At 66.4% G+C, this 23,638-nt stretch carries 22 protein-coding genes; 7 read left to right on the top strand and 15 right to left on the bottom strand.

Going from position 1 to position 23,638, the window contains the following annotated elements; genetic code table 11:
* Positions 1–107 precede the first annotated feature (107 nt).
* Together SHTP_RS05325 and glyA are read right to left on the bottom strand one after the other, a co-directional pair.
* A complete protein-coding gene (locus SHTP_RS05325) occupies positions 108–935 on the bottom strand; it encodes an acyl-ACP desaturase (RefSeq protein ID WP_096369989.1) in 828 nt (275 codons plus the stop codon).
* A gap of 56 nt (positions 936–991) precedes the next feature.
* Positions 992–2,272, bottom strand: coding sequence for a serine hydroxymethyltransferase (glyA, locus tag SHTP_RS05320; RefSeq protein ID WP_038580547.1), 1,281 nt, complete (start codon positions 2,270–2,272; stop codon positions 992–994).
* Positions 2,273–2,433: 161 nt separating this feature from the next.
* On the opposite strand from glyA, the gene coaA reads away from it, so the two are divergent.
* Positions 2,434–3,372 carry a type I pantothenate kinase gene (gene coaA / locus SHTP_RS05315; RefSeq protein ID WP_096369988.1) on the top strand — a complete coding sequence of 313 codons (939 nt, stop codon included), beginning with the start codon at positions 2,434–2,436 and terminating at the stop codon, positions 3,370–3,372.
* Here the strand turns inward: coaA and SHTP_RS28520 are convergent.
* The 4 genes from SHTP_RS28520 to SHTP_RS05295 form a co-directional block, all read right to left on the bottom strand.
* Positions 3,344–4,942, bottom strand: a complete 1,599-nt coding sequence (locus SHTP_RS28520) for a PE family protein (protein WP_477497725.1) — start codon at positions 4,940–4,942, stop codon at positions 3,344–3,346. The genes coaA and SHTP_RS28520 overlap by 29 nt on opposite strands.
* Before the next feature lie 205 nt (positions 4,943–5,147).
* Entirely contained in the window at positions 5,148–5,561 is a 414-nt protein-coding gene (locus SHTP_RS05305; protein ID WP_096369987.1) for a hypothetical protein, read from the bottom strand.
* A 189-nt stretch (positions 5,562–5,750) separates the two neighbouring features.
* A complete protein-coding gene (locus tag SHTP_RS05300; RefSeq protein WP_096369986.1) occupies positions 5,751–7,121 on the bottom strand; it encodes a hypothetical protein in 1,371 nt (456 codons plus the stop codon).
* 238 nt (positions 7,122–7,359) lie between these two features.
* Complete coding sequence (locus SHTP_RS05295) at positions 7,360–8,148, bottom strand: (2Z,6E)-farnesyl diphosphate synthase (RefSeq protein WP_012395941.1); 789 nt, start codon at positions 8,146–8,148, stop codon at positions 7,360–7,362.
* A gap of 146 nt (positions 8,149–8,294) precedes the next feature.
* On the opposite strand from SHTP_RS05295, the gene trhA reads away from it, so the two are divergent.
* A complete protein-coding gene (gene trhA / locus SHTP_RS05290) occupies positions 8,295–9,035 on the top strand; it encodes a PAQR family membrane homeostasis protein TrhA (RefSeq protein ID WP_012395942.1) in 741 nt (246 codons plus the stop codon).
* A gap of 24 nt (positions 9,036–9,059) precedes the next feature.
* Here trhA and SHTP_RS05285 read toward each other — a convergent pair whose 3' ends face one another.
* Genes SHTP_RS05285 through mca form a run of 4 tightly spaced genes read right to left on the bottom strand, consistent with a single transcriptional unit; the run spans position 9,060 to position 12,636 of the window.
* Positions 9,060–9,443, bottom strand: coding sequence for a nuclear transport factor 2 family protein (locus SHTP_RS05285; protein WP_096369985.1), 384 nt, complete (start codon positions 9,441–9,443; stop codon positions 9,060–9,062).
* Positions 9,444–9,456: 13 nt separating this feature from the next.
* Positions 9,457–11,481: a thioredoxin domain-containing protein gene (locus SHTP_RS05280; RefSeq protein ID WP_096369984.1), complete on the bottom strand. Its 2,025-nt coding sequence runs from the start codon at positions 11,479–11,481 to the stop codon at positions 9,457–9,459.
* Positions 11,468–11,767 carry a hypothetical protein gene (locus SHTP_RS05275; protein ID WP_011738573.1) on the bottom strand — a complete coding sequence of 100 codons (300 nt, stop codon included), beginning with the start codon at positions 11,765–11,767 and terminating at the stop codon, positions 11,468–11,470. Before SHTP_RS05275 ends, SHTP_RS05280 begins: the two co-directional genes overlap by 14 nt.
* Positions 11,764–12,636, bottom strand: coding sequence for a mycothiol conjugate amidase Mca (gene mca / locus SHTP_RS05270; RefSeq protein ID WP_096369983.1), 873 nt, complete (start codon positions 12,634–12,636; stop codon positions 11,764–11,766). Before mca ends, SHTP_RS05275 begins: the two co-directional genes overlap by 4 nt.
* Before the next feature lie 141 nt (positions 12,637–12,777).
* Here mca and SHTP_RS05265 point away from each other — a divergent pair, with 141 nt between their 5' ends.
* Entirely contained in the window at positions 12,778–13,212 is a 435-nt protein-coding gene (locus SHTP_RS05265; RefSeq protein WP_096369982.1) for a DUF4307 domain-containing protein, read from the top strand.
* 231 nt (positions 13,213–13,443) lie between these two features.
* Positions 13,444–13,938 carry a transcription elongation factor GreA gene (greA, locus tag SHTP_RS05260; protein ID WP_011738576.1) on the top strand — a complete coding sequence of 165 codons (495 nt, stop codon included), beginning with the start codon at positions 13,444–13,446 and terminating at the stop codon, positions 13,936–13,938.
* 82 nt (positions 13,939–14,020) lie between these two features.
* Here the strand turns inward: greA and SHTP_RS05255 are convergent, their stop codons facing one another.
* From SHTP_RS05255 to SHTP_RS05240, 4 genes are all read right to left on the bottom strand, one after another.
* Positions 14,021–15,187: a cystathionine gamma-synthase gene (locus tag SHTP_RS05255; RefSeq protein ID WP_012395946.1), complete on the bottom strand. Its 1,167-nt coding sequence runs from the start codon at positions 15,185–15,187 to the stop codon at positions 14,021–14,023.
* A 99-nt stretch (positions 15,188–15,286) separates the two neighbouring features.
* Positions 15,287–16,090, bottom strand: coding sequence for an RDD family protein (locus SHTP_RS05250; protein ID WP_096369981.1), 804 nt, complete (start codon positions 16,088–16,090; stop codon positions 15,287–15,289).
* 195 nt (positions 16,091–16,285) lie between these two features.
* Positions 16,286–17,680, bottom strand: coding sequence for a cystathionine beta-synthase (locus SHTP_RS05245; protein WP_036426325.1), 1,395 nt, complete (start codon positions 17,678–17,680; stop codon positions 16,286–16,288).
* A 58-nt stretch (positions 17,681–17,738) separates the two neighbouring features.
* Entirely contained in the window at positions 17,739–18,806 is a 1,068-nt protein-coding gene (locus tag SHTP_RS05240; protein WP_197706223.1) for an alpha/beta hydrolase, read from the bottom strand.
* A gap of 245 nt (positions 18,807–19,051) precedes the next feature.
* Here SHTP_RS05240 and SHTP_RS05235 point away from each other — a divergent pair, with 245 nt between their 5' ends.
* Positions 19,052–20,011 (top strand): SGNH/GDSL hydrolase family protein, encoded by a 960-nt coding sequence (locus SHTP_RS05235; protein ID WP_096372330.1) that lies wholly within the window; start codon positions 19,052–19,054, stop codon positions 20,009–20,011.
* Positions 20,012–20,103: 92 nt separating this feature from the next.
* The gene (locus tag SHTP_RS05230; RefSeq protein WP_015356919.1) at positions 20,104–21,321 is read left to right on the top strand and encodes an acetyl-CoA C-acetyltransferase; all 1,218 of its coding nucleotides are present in this window, start codon (positions 20,104–20,106) and stop codon (positions 21,319–21,321) included.
* 180 nt (positions 21,322–21,501) lie between these two features.
* On the opposite strand, the gene SHTP_RS05225 is transcribed toward SHTP_RS05230, so the two are convergent.
* On the bottom strand, positions 21,502–22,344 hold the full coding sequence (locus SHTP_RS05225) for a Bax inhibitor-1/YccA family protein (protein ID WP_012395952.1): 843 nt from the start codon (positions 22,342–22,344) through the stop codon (positions 21,502–21,504).
* 247 nt (positions 22,345–22,591) lie between these two features.
* On the opposite strand from SHTP_RS05225, the gene SHTP_RS05220 reads away from it, so the two are divergent.
* Complete coding sequence (locus SHTP_RS05220; RefSeq protein ID WP_036451088.1) at positions 22,592–23,629, top strand: enoyl-CoA hydratase/isomerase family protein; 1,038 nt, start codon at positions 22,592–22,594, stop codon at positions 23,627–23,629.
* The last annotated feature ends 9 nt before the right edge of the window (positions 23,630–23,638 follow it).

Below are 23,638 nucleotides of genomic sequence, written 5' to 3'. Positions count from 1 at the left end.
CGACGACGGACCGCGCGGTCGCGCCGCGCAGGAGCTGAGCGGTCAAGCCCAACAGACGAAAACGATGCACTGCACCAGGCGCAGTGCATCGTTTTGTCGAAGTCGATCTAGCCCGTCACGAACTGCTTGAGCGCAGGCTCCTCAGCCAATCCCCATTCGGTGATGCGGCCCGAAACAACCTGCTTGAGCTGGTCCGCGCCAAAGAGTCCGGCCTCGGCAACGTCGCGCAGTTTGTCCTGGTAGGCGTCGATGTCGGCACCGGGGGCCTGCACATCGCCGGCCCGGGCGGCAATCGCGGCGATCGTCTCGTCGCGGCGGGTGGCCAGGCAGTGGTCCACAAGATTGGCAAAGAACAACTCGTGACGCGCTTCGTCACGGCCGATCCGGTCGATCATGCCGGCCAGGACGGGTTCCTCGATCTGGGCAGCCAGGTTGCGGCAGAAGGCGACCAGGGAGCGCTCGTAGAAGGCCATGTACACGAGAGTTTCGACCTGCGTGTACTTCTCGGCCCGGTACCCCTTCATCACGTACTGGACGCGGACGTCTTCGTTGAGGACCGGGTCGACCTCGCGAGTCACCACCAGGTATTCGCGCAGAGCGATGGCGTGCAGGTGCTCCTCAGCGGTCCATCTACCCAGCCAACGACCCCACCAGTCCTCGAGAATGAAGTGCTCGACGAGTTCACGGTGACGGCCGGCCAGGTTGTCCTTGAGGATCAACAGGATCTCGCAGGCATCGGTGATCAGCCTGGGCAGCGTCGTCTGGGAGGGATCCCAGTCACGTCCACCGAGGAAGGCGAAGTTCTCGCCCTGGTCGAAGGGGACGAAGTCGTGGGCGAACCAAATGTCCTCGGTGTCGAGGTGGCGAGCCATGTTCTGTTCGACCACGGGCTCAAGTTCGAGGGTCAGCGCATTAGCGACAGGTTTCTGTGCCATGCGGTAACTGTAACCCTCATACACAGGATAATTAAAATCGACCCCCCGTGTCGCCGTCAGCGATCTACGAGATTCCACTCCTCGAGGCCCTCGTAGAGGGGAAAATCCCTGGCCAAACGGGTTACCCTGGCCCGCAGCGCGGCCACATCGGCCGAGCGCCCGGCCGCGAGGGCGCCCGCGATCACGTCGGCGACCTCACTGAATTCGGCATCGCCGAACCCGCGGGTGGCCAATGCGGGAGTCCCGATCCGCAAGCCCGAGGTCACCATCGGTGGCCGCGGATCGTTGGGGACAGCGTTGCGGTTGACCGTGATTCCCGCCTCGTGCAGCAGGTCTTCGGCCGCCTGGCCATCGAGCGGGGAATCACGCAAATCGACCAGTACCAGGTGCACGTCGGTGCCGCCGCTGACCACCGAGACCCCCGCCTTGGCGACGTCGGAAGCCATCAGCCGATCGGCGACAATCCGGGCACCCGCCAGCGTGCGCCGCTGCCGATCGGCGAATTCGGGCGTGCCGGCGATCTTGAGTGCCACCGCCTTGCCCGCGATGACATGCATGAGCGGACCGCCCTGCTGGCCAGGGAAAACCGCCGAATTGATGGCCTTGGCGAATTCCTGCTTGCCCAGGATCATGCCCGACCGGCCGCCACCGAGCGTCTTGTGAATTGTGGTGGAGACCACATCCGCATGCGGCACCGGGGACGGATGCAATCCGGCAGCCACCAACCCGGCGAAGTGGGCCATGTCGACAAACAACTGGGCGCCAACCTCATCGGCGATGGAGCGGAAGGCCGCGAAGTCGAGCACCCGGGGATAGGCCGACCAGCCGGCGATGATCACCTTCGGACGGAACTCGAGCGCCTTGGCCCGCACCGCGTCCATGTCGATCAGGTGCGTCGTCGGGTCGACGCCGTAGAAGCCGTTCTCGTACAACTTGCCGGAGAAGTTCAGCCGCATGCCGTGGGTCAGGTGGCCCCCATTGGCCAGATCCAGCCCCAGCAGCCGCTCCCCCGGCGACATGAGCGCATGCAACACCGCGGCGTTGGCCTGGGCGCCCGAATGCGGCTGCACGTTGGCGAAATCGGCGCCGAACAGCGCCTTAGCCCGGTCGCGGGCAATGTTTTCCACCACATCGACGTGCTCGCAACCGCCGTAGTAACGCCGGCCCGGCAGGCCCTCGGCGTACTTGTTGGTCAAGACACTGCCCTGGGCCTGCAATACCGCTCGCGGGACGAAGTTCTCCGAGGCGATCATCTCCAGCGTGTCCCGCTGCCTACCGAGTTCCTTGCCCAGCAGCGCTGCGATGTCGGGGTCCACCTCAGCGAGCGGAGCCTCCATCACAGAAGCATTTCTCGGCGCGGATTTTGGGGCGGAAGTGCGAGCGTCAGGTGCGGCAGTCACGGCCGCCAGTGTATCCAGTGGTGCCGTTGCGGGCCCGATCTCCCAGTACCGCTGGCCCCAGGCGACAAGCATGCCCTCGCCCCTGTAAGACTTATGCCATGTCACGGCTTAGCGAGCCGAGCCCCTATGTGGAGTTCGACCGAAGGCAGTGGCGCGCGCTGCGAATGTCGACACCGCTGGCTCTCACCGAAGCCGAACTGATCGGCCTGCGCGGCCTCGGGGAACAGATCGACCTGCTCGAGGTCGAAGAGGTCTTCCTGCCCCTGGCCCGGTTGCTTCATCTTCAGGTCGCGGCCCGTCAACGACTGTTCGCCGCTACCGCGGAATTCCTGGGTGAGCCACAGCAGAACCCTGACCGGCCGGTGCCGTTCATCATCGGCGTGGCCGGCAGCGTGGCAGTCGGCAAGTCGACCACCGCCCGCGTGCTTCAGGCCCTCTTGGCGCGCTGGGATCACCATCCCCGGGTGGACCTGGTCACCACAGACGGATTTCTCTACCCCAACGCCGAGTTGGAGCGACGAAATCTGATGCACCGCAAGGGCTTTCCAGAAAGCTACAACCGCAGGGCGCTGATGCGGTTCGTCACGTCGGTGAAGTCCGGGTCCGACTATGCCTGCGCACCGGTGTATTCACACCTGCACTACAACATCATCCCCGGAGCCAAACAAGTCGTCCGCCATCCCGACATCTTGATCTTGGAGGGACTCAACGTACTTCAGACGGGCCCGACGCTGATGGTGTCGGATCTGTTCGATTTCTCGCTGTATGTGGACGCCCGAATCGAAGACATCGAGCAGTGGTACGTGTCGCGGTTCCTGGCCATGCGCAGCACCGCGTTTGCCAACCCGGAGTCACACTTCCACCACTACTCGGCGCTGCCCGACCCGGAAGCTGTGGTCGCCGCGCGCGAGATCTGGCGAACGATCAACCGACGCAACCTCGTTGAAAACATCCTGCCGACTCGGCCGCGGGCAACATTGGTGCTGCGCAAGGATGCCGACCACTCCATCAAGCGGCTGCGGCTACGCAAACTGTAGGCCGCGGCGCCGCTAGGTTGATCCGGCGCCGAGTCAGCCCGGGGCCTGACTTAAAGGCCGCTCGCCCCATTCGCACCCCACAGTGACCCGCCGGTGCCTCCGGCACCGCCGCTGCCCACCGACCCGTCGGCAAAGCCGGACCCGCCGGTGCCGGCCGCGCCGCGCTCACCGCCGGCGCCGCCATTGCCGATGTGCTGGGCGTCGCCGCCGGCGCCGCCATCACCGCCGTCACCCCAATCGCCGCCAATGTATTGGTCGTGAGTCGTTCCGCCTGGGCCGCCGCTACCGCCGGCCCCGCCCGCACCGCCGTCGCCGTATAACCAGCCACCGGTGCCACCACCGCCGCCGTTGCCGCCATTGCCGCCGGTGCCCCCGCTGCCGCCGAACCCGTTCGGGTATCCCGAGATGCCAGCGCCGCCGGTACCGGCAGCCCCACCGGCACCTCCAGCCCCCCACATGCCGGCGGAGCCGCCCAGGCCGCCGTCGCCCGCCTCGCCGCCATTGCCGCCGCCTCGGGGAGCATTGCCGGAGGTGACATAACCGCCACCGTCCCCGCCATTGCCGCCGGCGCCGCCGGCCCCACCGTTGCCCAACAACGCCCCGCCGGCTCCGCCGACCCCGGCGTCACCGCCGGCCCCCCCGTCCCCGCCGGTGGACTGTGTGCCACCCAGGAAGTCGGCCGTGCCTCCCGTTCCCCCGCCCCCGCCGCTGCCGCCAGAGCCGCCATTGCCGACCAGCCCAGCCGCACCGCCGCTCCCGCCACCACCACCCGGGTCGGGGAACTCGCCACCGCCGGCCCCACACCCCCGTGCCCGCCGCTCCCGCCGGAGCCACCGTCTCCGCACAACCACCCGCCGCGTCCACCGGTGCCGCCGTCACCGCCGAGCGCGCCGACGCCGCCGGTGCCACCGACACCGCCCGCCCCGCCGGCACCCAACAAGAAGGCGTTACCCCCGCCGCCCCCATTCGCCCCGACACCGCCGGCGCCGCCGGCACCGCCATTGCCATATAGCCAGCCACCGACACCACCGGTGCCGCCGGGCGCCAGCGCCCCGCCGCTGCCCCCGGTCCCGCCGTTGCCGAGCAGCCCCGCATCACCGCCGTTACCGCCGGCAGCCCCACCGGTGGTGCTGTTCCAGCCGTTGCCACCGTTGCCGATCAACAATCCGCCCGCGCCTCCGTTGGGATTGGCGGCGGTGCCGTTGGTGCCGTTGCCGATCAGCGGACGTCCCAACAGCGCCTGGGTAGGCGCATTGATCAACCCCAGCAGATCCTGCAGTGGCGACACGTTGGCCGCCTCGGCGGCCGCATAGGCGCCGCTGGCTCCGCGCAACCCCTCGAGGAACTGCTGGTGAAACGCCGCGACCTGCCCGCCGAGTGACTGATAGGCCTGGGCATGCCCGGCAAATAGCGAGGCCACCGCCGCCGAGACGTCATCTGCGCCGGCGGCCAGCACCCCCGTCGTCGGGACAGCGGCGGCCGCGTTGGCCGCGGTGAGGGCCGAACCGATGCTCGACAGTTCCGTTGTGGCATGCGCCATCAGGTCTGGGGCGGCTATCAAATATGACATCACTGTCCTCTAGAGGTTTACCCTCGCCGAACAGCCGGATCGTATCTCGGATCACCCATCGATCCGAGCCGATTTGAGCATTCCAACCTCATCGTCAGTCACCGCCGGCTCTCCCGGGCCGCGGAACCCGCCACCGCCCGACATGGCTGGTGCGGGGCACCCACCTCAGCTATCGAGGGCGCCCCGCACCAGCGGGAAGGGGAGTTCAGGCCGTGATACGACGCACTCCCAGGTACTGCAGCCCGGCAAATGCCGCTGTGAACACGCCGCTGGCCACTGTCGCGGCCACCCCGATGCCAGTCATCGGCACTAGTTCGGCGGCGACGATCGCGCCCACGGTGTAGACGAGGTTGCCGACGACCACCCCTATCCCGGCGCGACGCAGGTTGGGTATCGCGGCGAGGCCGAACACCAACAGGCCGTAGAGCACGAAGAAGGCGCCGATGCTGTATTCCTGAGCGGATGTCAGGCCGGTCAGCGACGAGATCGGGTCGGCGGCCGCGGCGAGGGCCAGGCCCATGAGTCCGGTCAATGTGGCGTCCGCGCGCATCGCGAAACGCAGCAGTGCGTCCGTCGAATCGGAGAGGGGCCAAGTTGTCGGGCCCGAGATTGCGGTCATTGCATTACTCCTTGGGGCTGTGCGAGAAGGCGGTCGGTGGAACAGTTTTGAGACTGCCGCCTGCGCACTGCCAGATCGACGCATGGCACTGCCAACTGCTGCCATAGGCCCCGTGACCAGGTCGTTCTCCCCGCCGTCAGGCAGTTGCGGGCAGTGCCGTCAACGCCCGCCGGGCGGGGGCCGGCAAGACTAGTCGCTGGCCACCGTGATGCGCCCGCGCAAATCGGCCGCGATCAGCCGAGCAGCCGCGTTCTGCCAGTTGTGCAGTGACCGCTGCGGGACCTCGGTCACCAGCCATTGCCAGGCCTGCCGGGCGATGGGATCCAAACCCGCCGCGGTGGCATTCTGCGCGTAGGCGCGCACACCGACGACGTAGGGAAAATACAGCGAGTTGTAATAACGCCACTGTTCGGTGGTTCCGAAATCACCACCCTCACGCGGCTTGAGTCGCTTGATGCCGTCGGCCAGGACGGCCTTGAGTTCGTTGGCCCGTTCCAGCGGCTGGTCGGGAACCCCACGGGTGGCCAGCCGCTGATCGACCACGGGCAACACGGTCAACGGGCTGGCGACGAGCTTGGCCAGGTCACCGTAGTGCCCCAGCGCTCTGCGGGTCAGCCTGACAAAGGTCTCGTCATCGATGCCGGCAAGCGGATCCGCCGACCGCAGCGGTAGCGCCGCACCGGTGTGGCGCAGTGCCGCGCGGTCGGCGCGCAGTGCCGGCGATTTCGAAAACGCCAGCCGGTCCAGTACCCCGGCCAGTGGGTCGGCCAACACCTGCACGGCGATGGCGATCGACAGGCTGGTGAACAGCAGCACCGTCAGCACGGTCGAAGCGGTGGGCTCATCGCGGATCAAGGCCAACCCGATCAGCGCCTGACCGCCCAACACACCCGCGACCGCCATCGCGCCCGCAAACGAGCGCAGCATGTCCGCGCGCAACGCCTGGCCTTCGTCGAAGGCGTCCCATACCGCCACGGCCACGCCGAGCAACAACACGTCGAATCCCGTTGAGGCCAGGGCCAGCCAACTGGGCACCAGCCCCAGCGGAATCACCAGGATGGCATTGCCCAGCGCGAAGAACAGCGTCGCGACGATGACCACGCCGACCACCGGCATCGGCTGCGCCGGCCGCACCAACACGGCCACCATGGCGCCCAGCGTTGCCGCCGAGATCACCGCAAACATCAGCCAGTGACCGGGCCGCAGTGGCCCTGCCACGCTGCCCGCGATGGTCGCACCCAGCAGGGCCAGCGCGCCGACGGCCGCGATCAGCAGCAACTCGGCTTTGCGTGCCCAAGGGCGCTCGGGCGCCACCGACAACTCGAGCAGAACGCCGAACCATGCCACGCCCGGCACGGCGACCAGGTAGATCTCCAGCTGACCGAGCAACTGGGCGTGGGCCATGCTGGTGTTGCGCACCGCATCCAACGCCAAGACAAGGGCAAACCCGCATAGCCCAATGGCGGCCAATATCAGCACCGGCTTGCGCGGGTCGCGGGCCAGCAGGTAGAGGCCCAGCCAACCGCTGAGCGTGAACACCACCGCCGACAGCGCAGCCATGCGCCCAGTGTTCCACGCCAGCGCCTCGCCGTACCGCCGATGCGGCCTCGCCGGTGGCCACGCCGTCGGAGAAGGAATCGATGGTTGAACCAGATCATGAACTCCTGCTGGTTGTCCCCCGGTTCTGCCCCAATTGCAGTCGGAGGTTGGCGCCCACCGAGTCGGTCGAGCCGGTGCCGCAGCGCCAGCCCTGGTAGATCGAGGGGCATCCCAGCGGCGGGCTCAGTGCCGCACGCGATTACTTGCCGTACCGGCGATGGCGCATGCTGTAGTCGCGCAATGCGCGCAGAAAATCGACCCGCCGAAACGCTGGCCAGTGCGCCTCGGTGAACCACATCTCCGAGTAGGCGCTCTGCCATAACAGAAACCCGGACAGCCGCTGCTCGCCGGACGTGCGGATGACCAGATCAGGGTCGGGTTGCCCCGAGGTGTAGAGGTTCTCCGAAATGCCCTCAACGCTCACCGCGTCGATAAGCTCCTCGGCGGTCGCACCGTTGGCGAGTTCCTTGCTCAGCAGCGCCCGCACCGCGTCGACGATCTCGCGACGCCCGCCGTAGCCGACTGCCACGTTCACATGGAACTGCGCGGTGGCCGGCGTGGATTCCACGGCCTCGCGCAGCCGGCGCGCCGGTTCATCGCCGAGCAGCTCCAAGTCGCCGACGGTGCGCACACTCCAGCGGTTGGCCGGGGCACAGATCTCTTCGACGACGTCGGTGATGATCTCGATCAGCGCCGCCAGCTCGTCGGCGTCGCGCTGCAGGTTTTCAGTGGACAGCAGGTAGACGGTGGTCATCTCGATGCCGGCTTCCTGGCACCACCGCAACATCTCGGCGATCTTGGCGGCACCCATCCGGTAGCCGTAGCTGACGTCGTCGTAACCCGCATCGCGGGCCCAACGGCGATTGCCGTCGCACAGCACCGCGATGTGCCGCGGCAACTCGGAACTCGTGGCTGCCAGGCCTTGCCGCAGCCGCAGCTCATACAGCCGATACAACGGCTCCTTGAGCCGCGGCGGGATGATCTCCACGAGGATCCAGACTACTGTGACGCGCACCAAATTCCGGCCTTGATTCGCCGCAAGATCACGCCAAGTCGTAAGCCCACTCACGCTCGGGGCGACTACTGTGATCGGTGACCGATATCCGGCGATCACCAGACGGGGCAATGGGCGAAATGAGCAGCCAGGCCAGCATGGCCAGCACCGCAGAACCCGAACCACAGGGTCTAGCCGTTCCCAACGCTGCGCATCACCTCGTCGAGGGGGTCGCACGGGCGCTCACCAAGCCGCGCTTCCGCGGCTGGATCCACGTCTATTCGGCCGGCACCGCTGTTTTGGCGGGCGCATCGCTGGTTGCGGTCTCCTGGGCGGTGGGCTCCACCGAAGCCGGCCTGGCCACGCTGGCCTACATTGCGGCCACCGTGGTGATGTTCACCGTCAGCGCCACCTATCACCGAGTCAACTGGGCGTCCGCGACCACGCACAAGTGGATGAAGCGGGCCGATCACTCGATGATCTTCGTGTTCATCGCCGGTAGCTACACCCCGTTCGCCCTGCTGGCATTGCCGGGCCATGACGGGCGAGTGGTGTTATCGATCGTGTGGGGCGGTGCGATCGCCGGGATTCTGCTCAAGATGTGCTGGCCGACCGCGCCGCGCTGGGTCGGTGTCCCGCTCTACCTGCTGCTGGGTTGGGTCGCGGTCTGGTACACCGCGACGATTCTGCACAACGCCGGGGTGACGGCGCTGGTGCTGCTGTTTGTCGGCGGCGCCTTGTACAGCATCGGCGGCATTCTCTACGCCGTGCGCTGGCCGGATCCGTGGCCCTCGACGTTCGGCTACCACGAGTTCTTCCACGCCTGCACCGCGGTCGCGGCGATCTGCCACTACATCGCGATGTGGTTCGTGGTGTTCTGAGCGCTACAGCAGCGCCTCACGTGGCTACAAATGAATCACGTCGACCGCTGACCAATACGCCTTCATCGCGGCCACTTTGCCGGAGCGATCGAACGCCATGACCTCGATGGGCTCCACCCGCATCTTGCTGTCGCCGCTGGTCACGGTCAGCCGGAACTGAAAAACCGCCTCGTTGCCGCACACCCGCAGCGACACCAACTCGCACTCGCGCGTCAGGCCCGCGATCGCCGAATAGAAGCCGTGGATGGCTCGCGTACCGATGTGCACCTCTCCCCCGACCGGATCCTCGAGGGTCGCGTCGTCGGCGTAGAAGCCGACCAGATCGTCGGCGCCGCCGTCGGCCAGCACCGACATGTATCGGTTGACCGTTTCGGTAATCGCTTGGGACCTCTGAGCGGAATTCGGCATGTGACGCACGCTACTACCCGGGCACTGGCAGAGCTGCGGCCAGTTCGTCGGTACCGGTCACCGGCAGGTCGCAGACCCGTCCCCGGCAGACATAGGCGGCGTCCGCACCCGCCACCCGATCCCGTCCGATCAGCAACGGTGCCGAGTCCAGCCGACCGCCGACGACGATGGCTCCGCCCGGCGCCAGCCGGCGGGCGGCGGCCAGTAGCTCTGACTGCGGATCGTCGCAGGCAACCGCGATCTGCAGCGGTCCCCGCACCGCCGCCTCCGCGACGGACAGCCAGTGCCCGGCCGACCTCGGTGCGTGTGCCAGCAAGACCGAATGTTCGCGCAACGTTTCCGTGGCGGCTTGCAGGTAGCGCGGGGCGCGGTCGTCGGCGACCAGGTGTGCGGCGGTCAGCAGGGCTTCGGCGATCGAAGACGCACCCGAAGGCGTGGCCCCGTCGAGCGGGTCGCCCGGGCGCAGCATCAGCCGCTCGGCGTCGTCGGCGGTGTCGAACCAGCGACCGGGCCACTGCGGATCGCCGAAGTGCGCCAATGCGGTATCCAGCAAATCGCAGGCCGAGGTCAGCCAACCCGGTTCGGAAGTCAACTGATAGAGCGCCAACAGGCCGGTGGCCAGCATGGCATGGTCCTCGAGGATGGCCGCGCTGTCGCCGACCACACCGCCCAGGCTGGCGCGGCGCAACCGGCCGTCGACCACGTGCAAGTCCAGCAACACGCGTGCGCAACACCGCGCGGCTTGCGCCAATTCGGGCTGCTGCAGGGCAATGCTGGCCTCTACCAGCGCCGTGATTGCCAACCCGTTCCAGGAGGTGACGACCTTGTCATCGCGACCGGGTTGCGCGCGCCCGCGCCGGGCCGCCGACAGTGCGCCGCTGACCCGCTGCAGCCGCTCGGCGTCGTGCGGATCCGAGGGCAGCTGCAACACCGACGCGCCGTGTTCGAAGGTGCCGGCCGCGGTCACCGCGTAAACCTCTGCGGCCCAACGGCCGTCGTCCTCACCTAGGAGCTCGATCAGCTGTTCGGGAGTCCAGACATAGGTCGAACCCTCGCGGCCGTCGGTGTCGGCATCCAGCGAGGAGGTGAACATGCCGCCAGCGGCCAGCCCGTCCAGCAGAAACCCCGCGGTCTGGGCCGCGACGCGGCGCGCCAACTCATCGCCGGTCCGCCGGGCCCAGTGCGCATAAGCCCGCAACAGCAGCGCGTTGTCGTACAATATCTTCTCGAAATGCGGTACCACCCAGGCCTTGTCGACGCTGTATCGGGCGAAGCCGCCGGCAAGTTGGTCATAGATGCCGCCGCGGGCCATCGCGGCGCCGGTGCGCGACACCGCAGCCAGTGCGGCCGGGGAGCCGGTGCGCTCGTAGTGCCGCAGCAACGCTTCCAGCAGCGCCGACGGCGGGAACTTGGGCGCGGTGCCCCAGCCACCATGAACCGTGTCCTGCTCACCCAAGACGACCGCGACGGCATGGTCACACAGCTCCGGCGCCACGTCGGGACCGCCGCCGGGCGGTCCGGACGCCATCGAACGCAACTCACCGGCAATGTGGTCGGAGGCCTCCTCCACCTCGCCGCGACGTTCCCGCCAGGTCTCCGATACGGCCGAAAGCAGCTGCAGAAAACCCGCTTTCGGGTAGTAGGTACCGCAGTAGAAGGGCCGCCCATCAGGGGTCAGGAAGCACGTCATCGGCCAGCCGCCCTGCCCGGTGAGGGCAACGGTGGCGTTCATGTAGACCGCGTCGATATCGGGCCGTTCCTCGCGATCCACCTTGATGTTGACGAAGCCCGCGTTCATCACCGCCGCCACCTCGTCGTCCTCGAACGATTCGTGGGCCATGACGTGACACCAGTGACACGCGGCGTATCCGATCGACAACAGAATCGGCACGTCGCGCGCGGCGGCGTCAGCCAGCGCCTGCGGTGTCCATTGCTGCCAATGCACGGGGTTGTCGGCGTGCTGGCGCAAGTACGGACTGGTCGCCTGCGCGAGGGTATTGGTTCCGGAGAAACCGGCCGATGAATCAGCCGGGGTCATCGGCCGGCCCCGGCGATCGCGTGGTGGCGCCACCGTCCGCGGCGGGCGGTTCCTCGACGTCCACCACATCCGTGCCCTCGTCGGCCGCCTGATCCGGCTCGGGGTGCGCACGATCGAAGGATTCCGGGACCTTCCTGAGTTGCCGGTTCATCGATCGCAGCAGAAACAACGTGGCGATGACCAAGACCACGACGACGAGCAGCCCCAACGGACTGGCCTTGCCGAAATCGGGTCCGGTATTGCGCGGTGCATCGTCAGCAATCACAGTGAGCAGAAACTGGTTCATTGGCTCGACTCGATTCCGGCGAACAACTCGGTCTCAGGCAGACCGATGGGGATGCGCGAGCGGGCCAACTCGAATTCCTCGGTCGGCCAGAGTTCACGCTGCCACGACAGCGGCGCCGCGAAGAATTCGGCGTTGGGGTCGATCTGGGTCGCATGCGCTCGCAAGGCGTCGTCGCGTTGGGCGAAATAGCCCGAGCACTCAACGCGGGTGGTGACTCGGTTGGCAAACGGATCGTGGTCGGGATGCCAGTGCTCGAGCCACTTGTCGAACGGACCTTCCTGGCCGCGCTTGATGAACTCGTCTTGCAGAATCCGCATGCGCTCCCGCAGGAAGCCGTGGATGTAGTAGAGCTTGGACACCGTCCAGGGCTCACCGGCATCCGGGAACCGCAGATAGTCGGCAGCGGCCTCGTAGGCGCCGATGGAAACCTGGTGGCAGCGGATGTGGTCGGGGTGCGGGTAGCCGCCGTTCTCGTCGTAGGTCGTCATCACGTGGGGCCGGAACTCCCGCACCACACGTACCAGCGCTTCGATGGAATCTTCCAAGGGCACCAGGGCGAAACACCCCTCGGGCAGCGGGGGCGGCGGATCCCCCTTCGGCAGTCCGGAGTCGACGAACCCAAGCCAGGTGTGCTCCACACCGAGAATCTCGGCCGCCTTCGCCATCTCGTCGCGGCGAATTTCGGAGATGTGCCCGTGCACGTCGGGCAGGTCCATCGCCGGGTTGAGAATCTCGCCGCGCTCGCCCCCGGTCAACGTCACCACCAGCACGCGATGACCCTCGTCCGCGTACCGGGCAAGAGTGGCGGCGCCCTTACTGGACTCGTCGTCGGGGTGGGCATGCACCGCCATCAACCGCAGTTTGCTCACGTGCTCCCTTGTCCGTCTGCTGGTCGGGCCGTCTGCTCGCCGGCCGATTGCGCCACTATAATTTCAGTTCTCAATCGTTCCATCTTGTCGTCCGGCGCCTGACGCCCGCCCACAGCCCTTCCCCGATCCGCCAAGCCAGGCATGAATCCAGCACCCATATCCCGTCCCGAAGCCCGCTATGGGCGGTCTCGACTCTCCGGTAGGTCGCGGCGCTACATCCTCATCGCTCTGGCGGTGTTGGTGGTGGTGGCCGGGACCGTGCTTGCCGTGATCGGCTACCAGCGGATCGTCACCAACGCCGTCACCGGCAAATTGGCCGGCTACCGCGTGATCGATGAGCAGACGGCATCGGTGACGATCAGCGTGACGCGGTCAGACCCGTCACGGCCGGTCGATTGCATCGTGCACGTCCGGGCCAAGGACGGTAGCGAGACCGGCCGGCGAGAGGTCCTGGTGCCGCCCTCGGACCAAACCACCGTGCAGGTGACGACGACCCTGAAATCGAGCAAGCCGCCGTTGATGGCGGACGTATACGGTTGCGGCACAGATGTGCCCGCTTACTTGCGCTCACCTTGACCGCGCAACAAACCCCGAACTGCGCATATGCAGTCACCGACTGTTAGCGCGGTGGTAACATGGCTAGATACACGGTCCTGACCGGGACCGTGTATTGCTGCAGTAAAGGCCGTGAGCAGAAGCGGAGTGGCAGCGACCGGGGTGGGGGCCCGCGTACGCCCGATACCGGGTTGATGCGGGATCAGCAACTTGCGCGCATGCGCCAAAAGACAACACAAGGAGCGCCACGAGATGACGGATACTCAGGTGACCTGGTTAACCCAGGAGTCACATGACCGACTCAAGGCCGAGCTCGATCACTTGATCGCCAATCGTCCGATCATCGCCGCCGAAATCAATGACCGCCGCGAAGAGGGCGACCTGCGCGAGAACGGCGGCTACCACGCCGCCCGCGAAGAACAGGGCCAGCAAGAGGCCCGCATCCGCCAGCTGCAGGACCTGCTCAACAACGCCAAGGTCGGCGAAGCGCCCAAGCAGTCCGGTATCGCCCTGCCCGGTTCCGTGGTGAAGGTCTACTACAACGGCGACCAGTCCGATAGCGAGACATTCCTCATCGCCACCCGCCAAGAAGGCGTCAACGACGGCAAGCTCGAGGTGTACTCGCCGAATTCCCCGCTCGGTGGCGCCCTGATCGACGCCAAGGTCGGTGAGACCCGTAGCTACACCGTGCCCAACGGCAGCGTCATCGAGGTCACGCTGATCAGCGCCGAGCCCTACCACTCCTGACCTGACGAGCAGACACAGAATCGCACCCAGCGCGCGCTGCGCGTGCGATTCTGCGTCTGCTCGCGGGCTGCTCGCGCCGGGGTTAGCCCAGCGCCTGTTTGAGGTCGTCGAGGAGATCGGCAACGTCTTCGATACCGACCGACAGCCGCACCAGGTCATCGGGCACTTCCAGCTGCGAACCCGCGGTCGACGCGTGAGTCATCGCGCTGGGATGCTCGATCAGCGACTCCACACCGCCTAGCGATTCGGCCAGGATGAAGATGTTCGTCTTGGCGCACAGCTGTTCGGCGGCGGTGCGGCCGGCTCGCATCCGCACCGAAACCATGCCGCCAAACCCGCGCATCTGCCGCGCCGCCACGGCATGGCCGGGGTGACTGGGCAGCCCTGGGTACAACACGGTGCTGATCGCGGGATGTTCGGCGAGGAATTCCGCCACGGCAGCGGCATTTTCACTATGCCGCTGCATGCGCAGGACCAGGGTTTTCAGGCCGCGCATGGTCAGGTACGCGTCGAACGGGCCCGGCACCGCGCCCGCCCCGTTCTGCAAGAAGGCAAAAGACTGGTCCAGCTCTTCGTCATTGGTCACCAGTGCGCCACCCACCACATCGGAGTGACCACCGATGTATTTGGTGGTGGAATGCAGCACCACGTCGGCGCCCAGCGATAGCGGCTGCTGCAGCGCCGGAGATGCGAAGGTGTTGTCCACCAGAACTTTCGCCGAGCTGTCCGCACCCAGCTGGGCGATGCCGGCGATGTCGGCGATCGACAGCAACGGATTGGTCGGTGTTTCCACCCAAATCAGTCGGGTGGTTGGCCTTATCGCCGCACGCACCGCATCCAGATCCGCCAGGGCTACCGGTGTGTACTCGACGTTCCACCCGGTGAAGACCTTGTCAATCAACCGGAAGGTGCCGCCGTAGGCGTCGTCGGGGATGACGACATGGTCACCCGGTCGCAGCATTGCCCGCAGCGCGCAGTCGGCGGCGGCCATGCCGGAACTGAACGCACGCCCGAACGCCGCGTCTTCAACCGCGGCAAGCGCGGCTTCCAAGGCGGTGCGAGTCGGATTGCCGGTTCGCGCATACTCATAGCCGCCCCGAAGCCCGCCGACACCATCCTGGGCGAAGGTGCTGCTGGCATAGATCGGAGCGTTGACGGCTCCGGTCGCCGGGTCCGGGCGATAGCCGGAATGAATGGCTCGTGTTGCGAGTCCGGCGAACCGGTGCTGCGCCTTGTGATCGTCCTTCATCGATGACCAGCCTAATAGCGAACGCCACCCCGGCCGTAATCGCACGGCCGAGGTGGCGCTTTGCTAATCACTCACTGACACAAGTGAGTTGCGTTGCACTCAGAGCGGTAGGCAAACCGTCGTCATGATCTTGTCGGCAAGCGTCTGCCGCTTGGCGTCCCACAGCGGGAACAGGAACCCGATGTAGCAGATGATCGCGTCGACGATGTGCGCAAGCTGGCGCACCACCGACATTCCGAAGCCCAACGGCTCCCCCGTGGTTTCGCTGACCACCTTGAACTTCATGATCGACTTACCGATGCTCGAACCGGTGGTGCCTTGGCGGTAGCCGTAGTCCCATACCAGGTAGGCCAACCCCACCAGGGACAACAACCACTGCGCCAGCTGACCGATCATCGACGGCTGGGATACGCAGTACTGGCCAATGTCGTACTGACTGATGTCGGTCACGCACGACGAGGTCGTGGTCACCATCATGATCAGCCAGCCGATGCCGGTAACCACAACGTAGGGCGCGAAGTCGATGAGCGCGGCCAGCACGCGAGTGATCCACGGCGTGTAGGACTCCGCCGGCAGTGCACGAATCGCCGGCCCCGGTGGGGGCGGTGCGTATCCACCCGCCGACGGTGGTGGCGGCGGCGGGTAGCCACCTTCCAGCGGTGGTGGTGGCGGAGGCGGCGGATAAGCGCTGCCGCCGGGCGCCGACGGCGGCGGCGGGGGCGGCGGATAACCGCTGGTGCTGGGCGACGGGGGCGGTGGCGGCGGCGGGTAGCCGCCCCCGCTGGGCGCCGAGGGAGGCGGTGGTGCTTGGTACCCACCAGCGGGCGGCTCCAACCCACCGGAGGATCCGGGAGGCGGAGGCGGTGGGGGGTAAGACCCGCCGGGAGGCGGCTGATCGGTCATGGGCAACCTTCCACTCGGAATTAGCTGAAGTAGGCGGCCTTACAGTACCTGAGGTTGGCGGTCTGCGGAGAGATCAGGCTAGAGCTGCGCCCGAGCCGCGATTCACGCCATTACCAGCATGGTTGGGCACCGTCGGGGAGGTAGCTACCAGCCGATTTTGTTCCTAGCCGACCTAAGTTGTGGCGCCACGGCGGACTAGCGCCGCAACGCCCCTTCGGAAAGGAATCCCAACAAGTCATACCGGGTGATGACCCCGACCGGCTTGCCCTCCTCGACGACCATCAAGGCATCCCAGTCCCGCAATGCCTTGCCTGCCACACCGACCAATTCACCGGCGCCGATCAGCTTCAGCGGCGGGCTCATGTGCTGGGAGACGGCGTCGGCCAGCTTGGCCTTGCCCGAGAATACAGCCGAGAGCAGTTCGCGTTCGGAAACGCTGCCGGCAACTTCACCGGCCATCACCGGCGGCTCGGCGCCGACCACCGGCATCTGCGACACGCCATATTCCCGCAGGATTCCAATGGCATCGCGCACCGTCTCGGAGGGGTGGGTGTGGACCAGAGCCGGCAACGCACCGGACTTGCGCCGCAACACATCACCAACCGTGGACGCATCGGTCCTGCCGTCGAGGCGGCTGCGCAAGAAGCCGTACGACGACATCCACGCGTCGTTGAAGATCTTCGACATGTAACCGCGCCCGCCGTCGGGCAGCAGCACGACAACCAGCGCGTCGGGCCCTGCTTGTTCGGCGACCCGCAGGGCGGCCACCACCGCCATCCCGCAGGATCCGCCCACCAGCATCGCCTCTTCTCGGGCCAGCCGCCGGGTCATGTCAAAGGAGTCGGAGTCCGACACCGCGATGATCTCGTCGGGCACCGCGTGGTCGTAGGCCGCCGGCCAGAAGTCCTCGCCCACCCCCTCGACCAGGTAGGGCCGCCCGGTCCCGCCGGAATACACCGACCCCTCCGGGTCGGCGCCGATGACGCGGACTTTGCCGCCCGACACCTCCTTGAGGTAGCACCCCGCGCCGGTGATCGTTCCACCGGTGCCGATGCCGGCAACGAAATGCGTGATCTTGCCATCGGTATCGGCCCAGATCTCCGGGCCGGTGGTCGCGTAGTGGCTGGCCGGGCCTTCGGGGTTGGCGTACTGGTCGGGCTTCCACGCACCGTCGATTTCTCTGACCAGCCGGTCAGAGACGCTGTAGTAGCTGTCCGGATCCTCCGGCGGCACCGCCGTCGGGCACACCACCACCTCAGCGCCATAGGCCCGCAAGACGTTTCGTTTGTCCTCGCTGACCTTGTCGGGGCAGACGAATACGCACTTGTAGCCCCGGTGCTGGGCGACCAGGGCCAAACCCACCCCGGTATTGCCCGACGTCGGCTCGACGATGGTGCCGCCGGGTCGCAGCGCTCCACTGGCCTCGGCCGCGTCGATCATCTTGATCGCGATCCGGTCCTTGGAGCTGCCGCCAGGGTTGAGATATTCGACCTTCGCCGCCACCGTGCCGATCCCGGCCGGAACGACCGCGTTCAGGCGAACCAGTGGTGTGCCGCCGATGAGATCACTGATGTGCTGGGCGATCCGCATGGGCTTCATCGTGTCAGGCCGGTCCCGGCGAACCACACTCCGGGTACGGCGCGACCCCCTAGCCGGTTGCCTCGCGGATGTAGTCGCCGATCTGACGCAGGGAGCGGGTCGCCTCGGGCAACAACGGCCCGGCGACCTGAAAGTCGTGCACCTGTCCCGGCCAGACACGCACCTCGGCGGGCACCCCGACCGCCGCCAACTTGCGCGCCGCCAGCTGGGCGTCGTGCAACAGCACCTCGGATCCCGACACGTGAATCAGGGTCCGCGGGAGACCCGGGCGGATGTGCTCGAGCGGCTCGTAGAGTTCCTCGGGTTTGCCGTCGACTTTGTTTTTAGCGGCCGCGCTAGCAACCAATTCACCAAGCGCGTCGAAAGCCTTAGGCGGGAACATCGCATCCCGCTTAATGTTGGGATGAGCCTTTTTCTGCTCCTTTGCTAGCTGCAACAGTGGCGAGATCGCGACAAGGGCGGCCGGCTCCTCGCCTTCCTCCTGCAGCCGCTGCGCGAGAGTCAGCGCGAGATAGCCGCCGGCGGAGTCTCCGGCCAACACGATCTGTTCCGGGTCGTAGCCCAACAACCTCAGCCAGCGGTAGCCGTCGTGGCAGTCATCGAGCGCCATACCGATCGAGTGTTTGGGCATCAGCCGATAGTTGACGATCAGAACGGGCGAGTCAGCAAACTTTGAGAGCAGCTCGACCAACCGCCCGTGCGAGTTTGCTCCACAGGTCAGGAAGGCACCGCCGTGGAGATAGAGGACCACGCGCCGGGTCCCGTCGGCGGGCAGCACGCCCGGCGCCCGAACCAGTTGCGCTGCTGCATTTGGGCAGCTCAACGCGGCCCTAACGGTGGCAGACGCCGGGACCAAAGCCTTCGCGGCGTGATCGATGAGGCCCCATGGCCAAGGTAGATGCGGCACGTGGCTACCGACCGCCAACACCGGCCGAATGGTCAGCCGCGAGGCAAGCGTCGCGACCCGCGCAGCAACGCTCGGGCCCGACTCGACAACCTCGACCGGAGCGCCATCACTGATGGCGAATCTGCGTGCCTCAAGTCTACGTGTCTTGAGTACGTCTCGTGGGCGAATGGCATGGATAGGGTTACTGGGGACCCTGCTAGGTGCGGTCATGCGCAACACTTCCTACGTCGTTGTAGTCCGATAAGGCATGTGATGGAGCGGCCAAGCGTTCGGATTGAACCTGCTCCCCCGAGCGATTTGCCAACTCCTCCGAATTAGCTTGACAGCTTACTTCTTAAACAACGCTTAATGAGTCTGATTCGATACCACAATTGATCCACAACGTAATTCACCTGTTTTGTCAGGTAGACCCGCAAACAGAGAAGCCGATCTAAACTGATCGCGTGGGCATACGCGTGCCGCGGCGTTCGACGATCGCTCTGGCCACAGCGGGTGCACTCGCCTCGACAGGTACGGCCTATCTGGGCGCACGCAACTTGCTGGTCGGTCAGGCTACGCACGCGCGCACCATCATCCCCAAAGCCTGGGACGTACCTCCCCGTGCCGATGGGGTCTACTCCCGCGGCGGTGGGCCGGTGCAGCGCTGGCGCCGCGGAACCCCCTTTGACCTTCACCTGATGATGTTCGGCGACTCCACGGCGTGCGGATACGGCTGTGGCAGCCCCGAGGAAGTGCCGGGCGTGGTGATGGCACGCAAGCTCGTCGAGCAGACCGGCAAGCGGGTGCGGTTGAGCACCAAAGCCCTGGTCGGCGCCACCTCAAAAGGCGTGTGCGGTCAGGTCGACGCGATGTTTGTGGCCGGACCGCCACCGGACGCCGCGATCATCATCATCGGCGCCAACGACATAACAGCACTCAACGGGATCGGCCCCTCCGCGGAACGGCTTGGCTCGGTGGTACGCAAGCTGCGCGCCCGCGGCGCAATCGTGGTGGTCGGCACGTGCCCGGACTTCAGTGTCATCACCGCAATACCGCAACCGTTGCGGTCCCTGGCTCACACGCGGGGAAGCCAGCTCGCCCGCGCTCAGACCGCCGCCGTCAAGGCGGCCGGCGGGGTGCCGATTCCGCTCGCCAATCTGCTGGCACGCCAATTCCGGGCCGAACCCGAACGGATGTTCTCCGCCGACCGATATCACCCATCCGCAACGGCGTACGCCCTGGCGGCCGATCAGCTGCTCCTCAGTCTGCGCGATGCGTTACGCGAAAAGATCGGGAGCGCAATGCTTCCCGTGCCGTCGCGGCCTAGCTTCCGCACCAGCAGCCAGGAGCGTTCCCGGGGCGCCATCGTCACCCGGCTGTGGCGGCGCCCGGTCCCGGTGGTTGGTGGACCCGTCGCGATCCCGGCTAGCGGCTAGTCGGGCAACGGGCCGCTGCACGACCCGAATCGTCACCAGGCTCGTCGTCAGGCTAGATTCGGCTTCGCCACACCCCAATGGAGGGAGCTGTTATGCCAGAAGCCGTCATCGTCTCAACAGCCCGCTCGCCGATCGGCCGCGCCATGAAAGGGTCGCTGGTCAGCATGCGCCCCGACGACTTGGCCGTGCAGATGGTGCGCGCCGCGTTGGACAAAGTACCCGCGTTGAACCCGCACCAGATCGACGATCTGATCATGGGCTGCGGCCTCCCGGGAGGTGAGTCCGGCTTCAATATCGGGCGCGTCGTCGCCGTGGCGCTGGGCTACGACTTTCTGCCGGGGACCACGGTCAACCGGTACTGCTCGTCTTCACTGCAGACCACCCGGATGGCGTTTCATGCGATCAAGGCCGGCGAGGGCGACGCGTTCATCTCCGCGGGCGTAGAGACCGTGTCCCGGTTCGGCAAGGGCAACTCCGACTCGCTGCCCGACACCAAGAACCCCCTCTTCGATGAGGCCCAGGAACGCACCGCCGCCGCGGCCGCGGGTGCCGAGGAATGGCATGACCCGCGCGCTGACGGAAATCTGCCTGACGTCTACATCGCCATGGGTCAGACCGCTGAAAACGTCGCGATCATTTCGGGCATCAGCCGCGAAGACCAAGACCACTGGGGTGTGCGCAGCCAAAACCGTGCCGAAGAGGCGATCAAGAGCGGCTTTTTCGAACGGGAGATCTCCCCGGTGACGCTTCCCGACGGCACCACGGTCAGCACCGATGATGGCCCGCGCGCGGGTACCACCTACGAAAAGGTCAGCCAACTCAAGCCGGTGTTTCGGCCCAACGGCACAGTGACCGCCGGCAACGCCTGTCCACTCAACGACGGCGCCGCGGCAGTGGTGATCACCAGCGACACCAAGGCCAAGGAGCTGGGCCTGACGCCGTTGGCGCGCATCGTGTCCACCGGCGTGAGCGGTCTGTCCCCGGAGATCATGGGCCTTGGCCCCATCGAGGCTTGCAAGAAGGCGCTACAGCGGGCGGGTATGTCCATCAGCGACATCGACTTGGTCGAGATCAATGAAGCGTTCGCGGTGCAGGTGCTGGGCTCGGCCCGGGAGTTGGGCATCGACGAGGACAAGCTGAACGTCTCTGGCGGAGCGATCGCCCTGGGACACCCGTTCGGCATGACCGGCGCCCGCATCACCACCACCTTGCTCAACAATCTGCAGACCCACGACAAGACGTTCGGCCTGGAGACCATGTGCGTCGGTGGCGGCCAGGGCATGGCCATGGTGATCGAGCGGCTGAGCTAGCGCCTCAGGCACCGACGTCGAGCGTGCGCCCAGGGGGCGGTGAGTGTGCGCCCTGGGCTGCGAAACTCGGGTCAGCCCGCCACCAGCACACGCTCGGGGCCACCACCGCACACTCAAGAGACCAAGCGGACACACGAAAAAGCCGGCACATATGTGCCGGCTTTTCTCGTCGAGCCGAGACTAGTCGTTCTGCAGATAACTCAGCAGACGCAGGATCTCGATGTAGAGCCAGACCAGCGTCACGGTCAGGCCCAGCGCGATACCCCACGCCGCCTTCTCCGGCGCTCCGGCCCGGATCATCTGGTCAGCGGCGTCGAAGTCGATCAGGAAGCTGAACGCCGCGATACCGATGACCACCAGTGAGAACAGGATCGCCAGCGGTCCACCGCTGCGCAGGCCCAGGCCCTCGCCGCCGCCGACACCGAACATCCCCAGCAGGAAGTTGCCGAGCATGAGGGCCAGCGCCCCGAACATGGCGGCCACGATCATGCGAGTAAACCGAGGCGTGACTCGGATAGCCCCGGTCTTGTAGACGACCAGCATTCCGAAGAACACGCCGAGCGTGCCCAGGACCGCCTCCCCGATGAGCACTCCCGCGTTGGCGGACCCCACCGTGTAGGCGGCCAAAACGAACGAAACGGCGCCAAGGAACAGACCCTCCAGCGCGGCGTAGCTGAGCACGATCGCCGGGTTGTCTTGTTTGCGACCGAAGGTCGCGACCAGCACCAGCGCCAGCCCGCCGAGCGCGCCGACCAGGGTCAGCGGCATCGCCAGCGCGATGTTCTGGGCAACCAGGAAGTAGGAAACGACTGCCGTCGCGGACAGCATGGCCAGCGTCAGGCCAGTCTTGGTCACGACGTCGTCGATGGTCAGTGGCCGGGTCGTCCCAGCGTCACGAGTCTCCTGGTAGGGAGCCATGTAGGGGTCGCCGGCATATCCCGCCCCTGCTCCCGTACCGAATTGCGCGTATCCGCCCCGCTGCTTCGGCAGCGAGCGGAATACCGGGTTACTTGTCTCCCGCACCGTCGGATCCTCTCTTATGGCTATGGGTTCGAGCTGTGCGAACAACTGCTCAACGATCAGTGGCCCGCGCGGGTTCCCAACGCACCTGCCGGTTTTCTGTTTTCCGGACTCGTGCCCAACCGCGCCGCTGTCGTCCGGCTAACGATAAACCTTAGCCCCGGGGCCACCCAGGAGCGAGTCACGATCTAGATTGCTGGTCAAACTCTTGGACGATTCCCTGGAGGGGAGATCTAGCGTGATCGAAGCCGTGACCGGCGAGTCCGACGAAGTTCTGACCCGCGTCGACGGCGGTGTCGGCTTTATTACCCTCAACCGCCCCAAAGCGATCAACTCGCTGAACCAGACAATGGTGGACCTGCTGAGCACGGTGCTCACCCGCTGGGAGCGCGACGGCGAGGTACGCGCGGTGGTGGTCTCCGGAGCCGGCGAACGCGGATTGTGTGCCGGCGGTGATGTGGTGGCCGTCTATCACAGTGCCCGCAAGGACGGGGCCGAAGCGCGGCGGTTCTGGCGCGACGAGTATCTGATGAACGGCCAGATCGGCCGGTTCAGCAAGCCGTATGTGGCCTTGATGGACGGCATCGTGATGGGCGGCGGCGTGGGCGTGAGCGCCCACGGCGACATCCGGGTGGTGACCGATACCTCCAAGGTCGCGATGCCCGAGGTCGGTATCGGGTTCATTCCCGACGTCGGCGGGGCGTACCTGCTGTCGCGGGCCCCCGGCGCCCTGGGGTTGCACGCGGCACTCACCGGAGCACCCTTCTCCGGTGCCGACGCCATCGCACTGGGGTTCGCCGACCACTTCGTGCCGCACGCCGAACTCGGCGCCTTCAGCGCGGCCATCGCCTCCGACGGAATCGAGAGCGCGCTGGCCCACCACGCCGTCGAACCGCCACCCAGCGGTCTCGCCGCCCAACGCGGCTGGATCGACGAGTGCTATGCGGGTGATACGGTCGCCGACATCATCGCCGCACTGCGCGGCCACGATGCCGGCCCGGCCAACGACGCCGCCAATGTGATTGCCAGCCGCTCCCCCATCGCACTGTCGGTGACGTTGGAGGCGGTGCGCCGTGCAGCCAAGCTGGAAACGCTCGAAGACGTCTTGGTCCAGGACTATCGGGTGTCCTCGGCGTCGTTGCGCTCACACGACCTGGTGGAGGGCATCCGCGCACAGTTGATCGATAAGGACCGCAATCCGAAATGGTCGCCGGCGACGTTCGCCGAGATCACCGAGTCCGACGTCGCAGCGTATTTCGCGCCGGTCGACGACGACTTGAGTTTCTAGAAAGGCAGG

The organism is Mycobacterium ulcerans subsp. shinshuense (assembly GCF_002355775.1).
Taxonomy (GTDB): domain Bacteria; phylum Actinomycetota; class Actinomycetes; order Mycobacteriales; family Mycobacteriaceae; genus Mycobacterium; species Mycobacterium marinum.
Note: the sequence above shows the minus strand (reverse complement) of the source record. Positions and strands in the feature narration are given on the sequence as shown.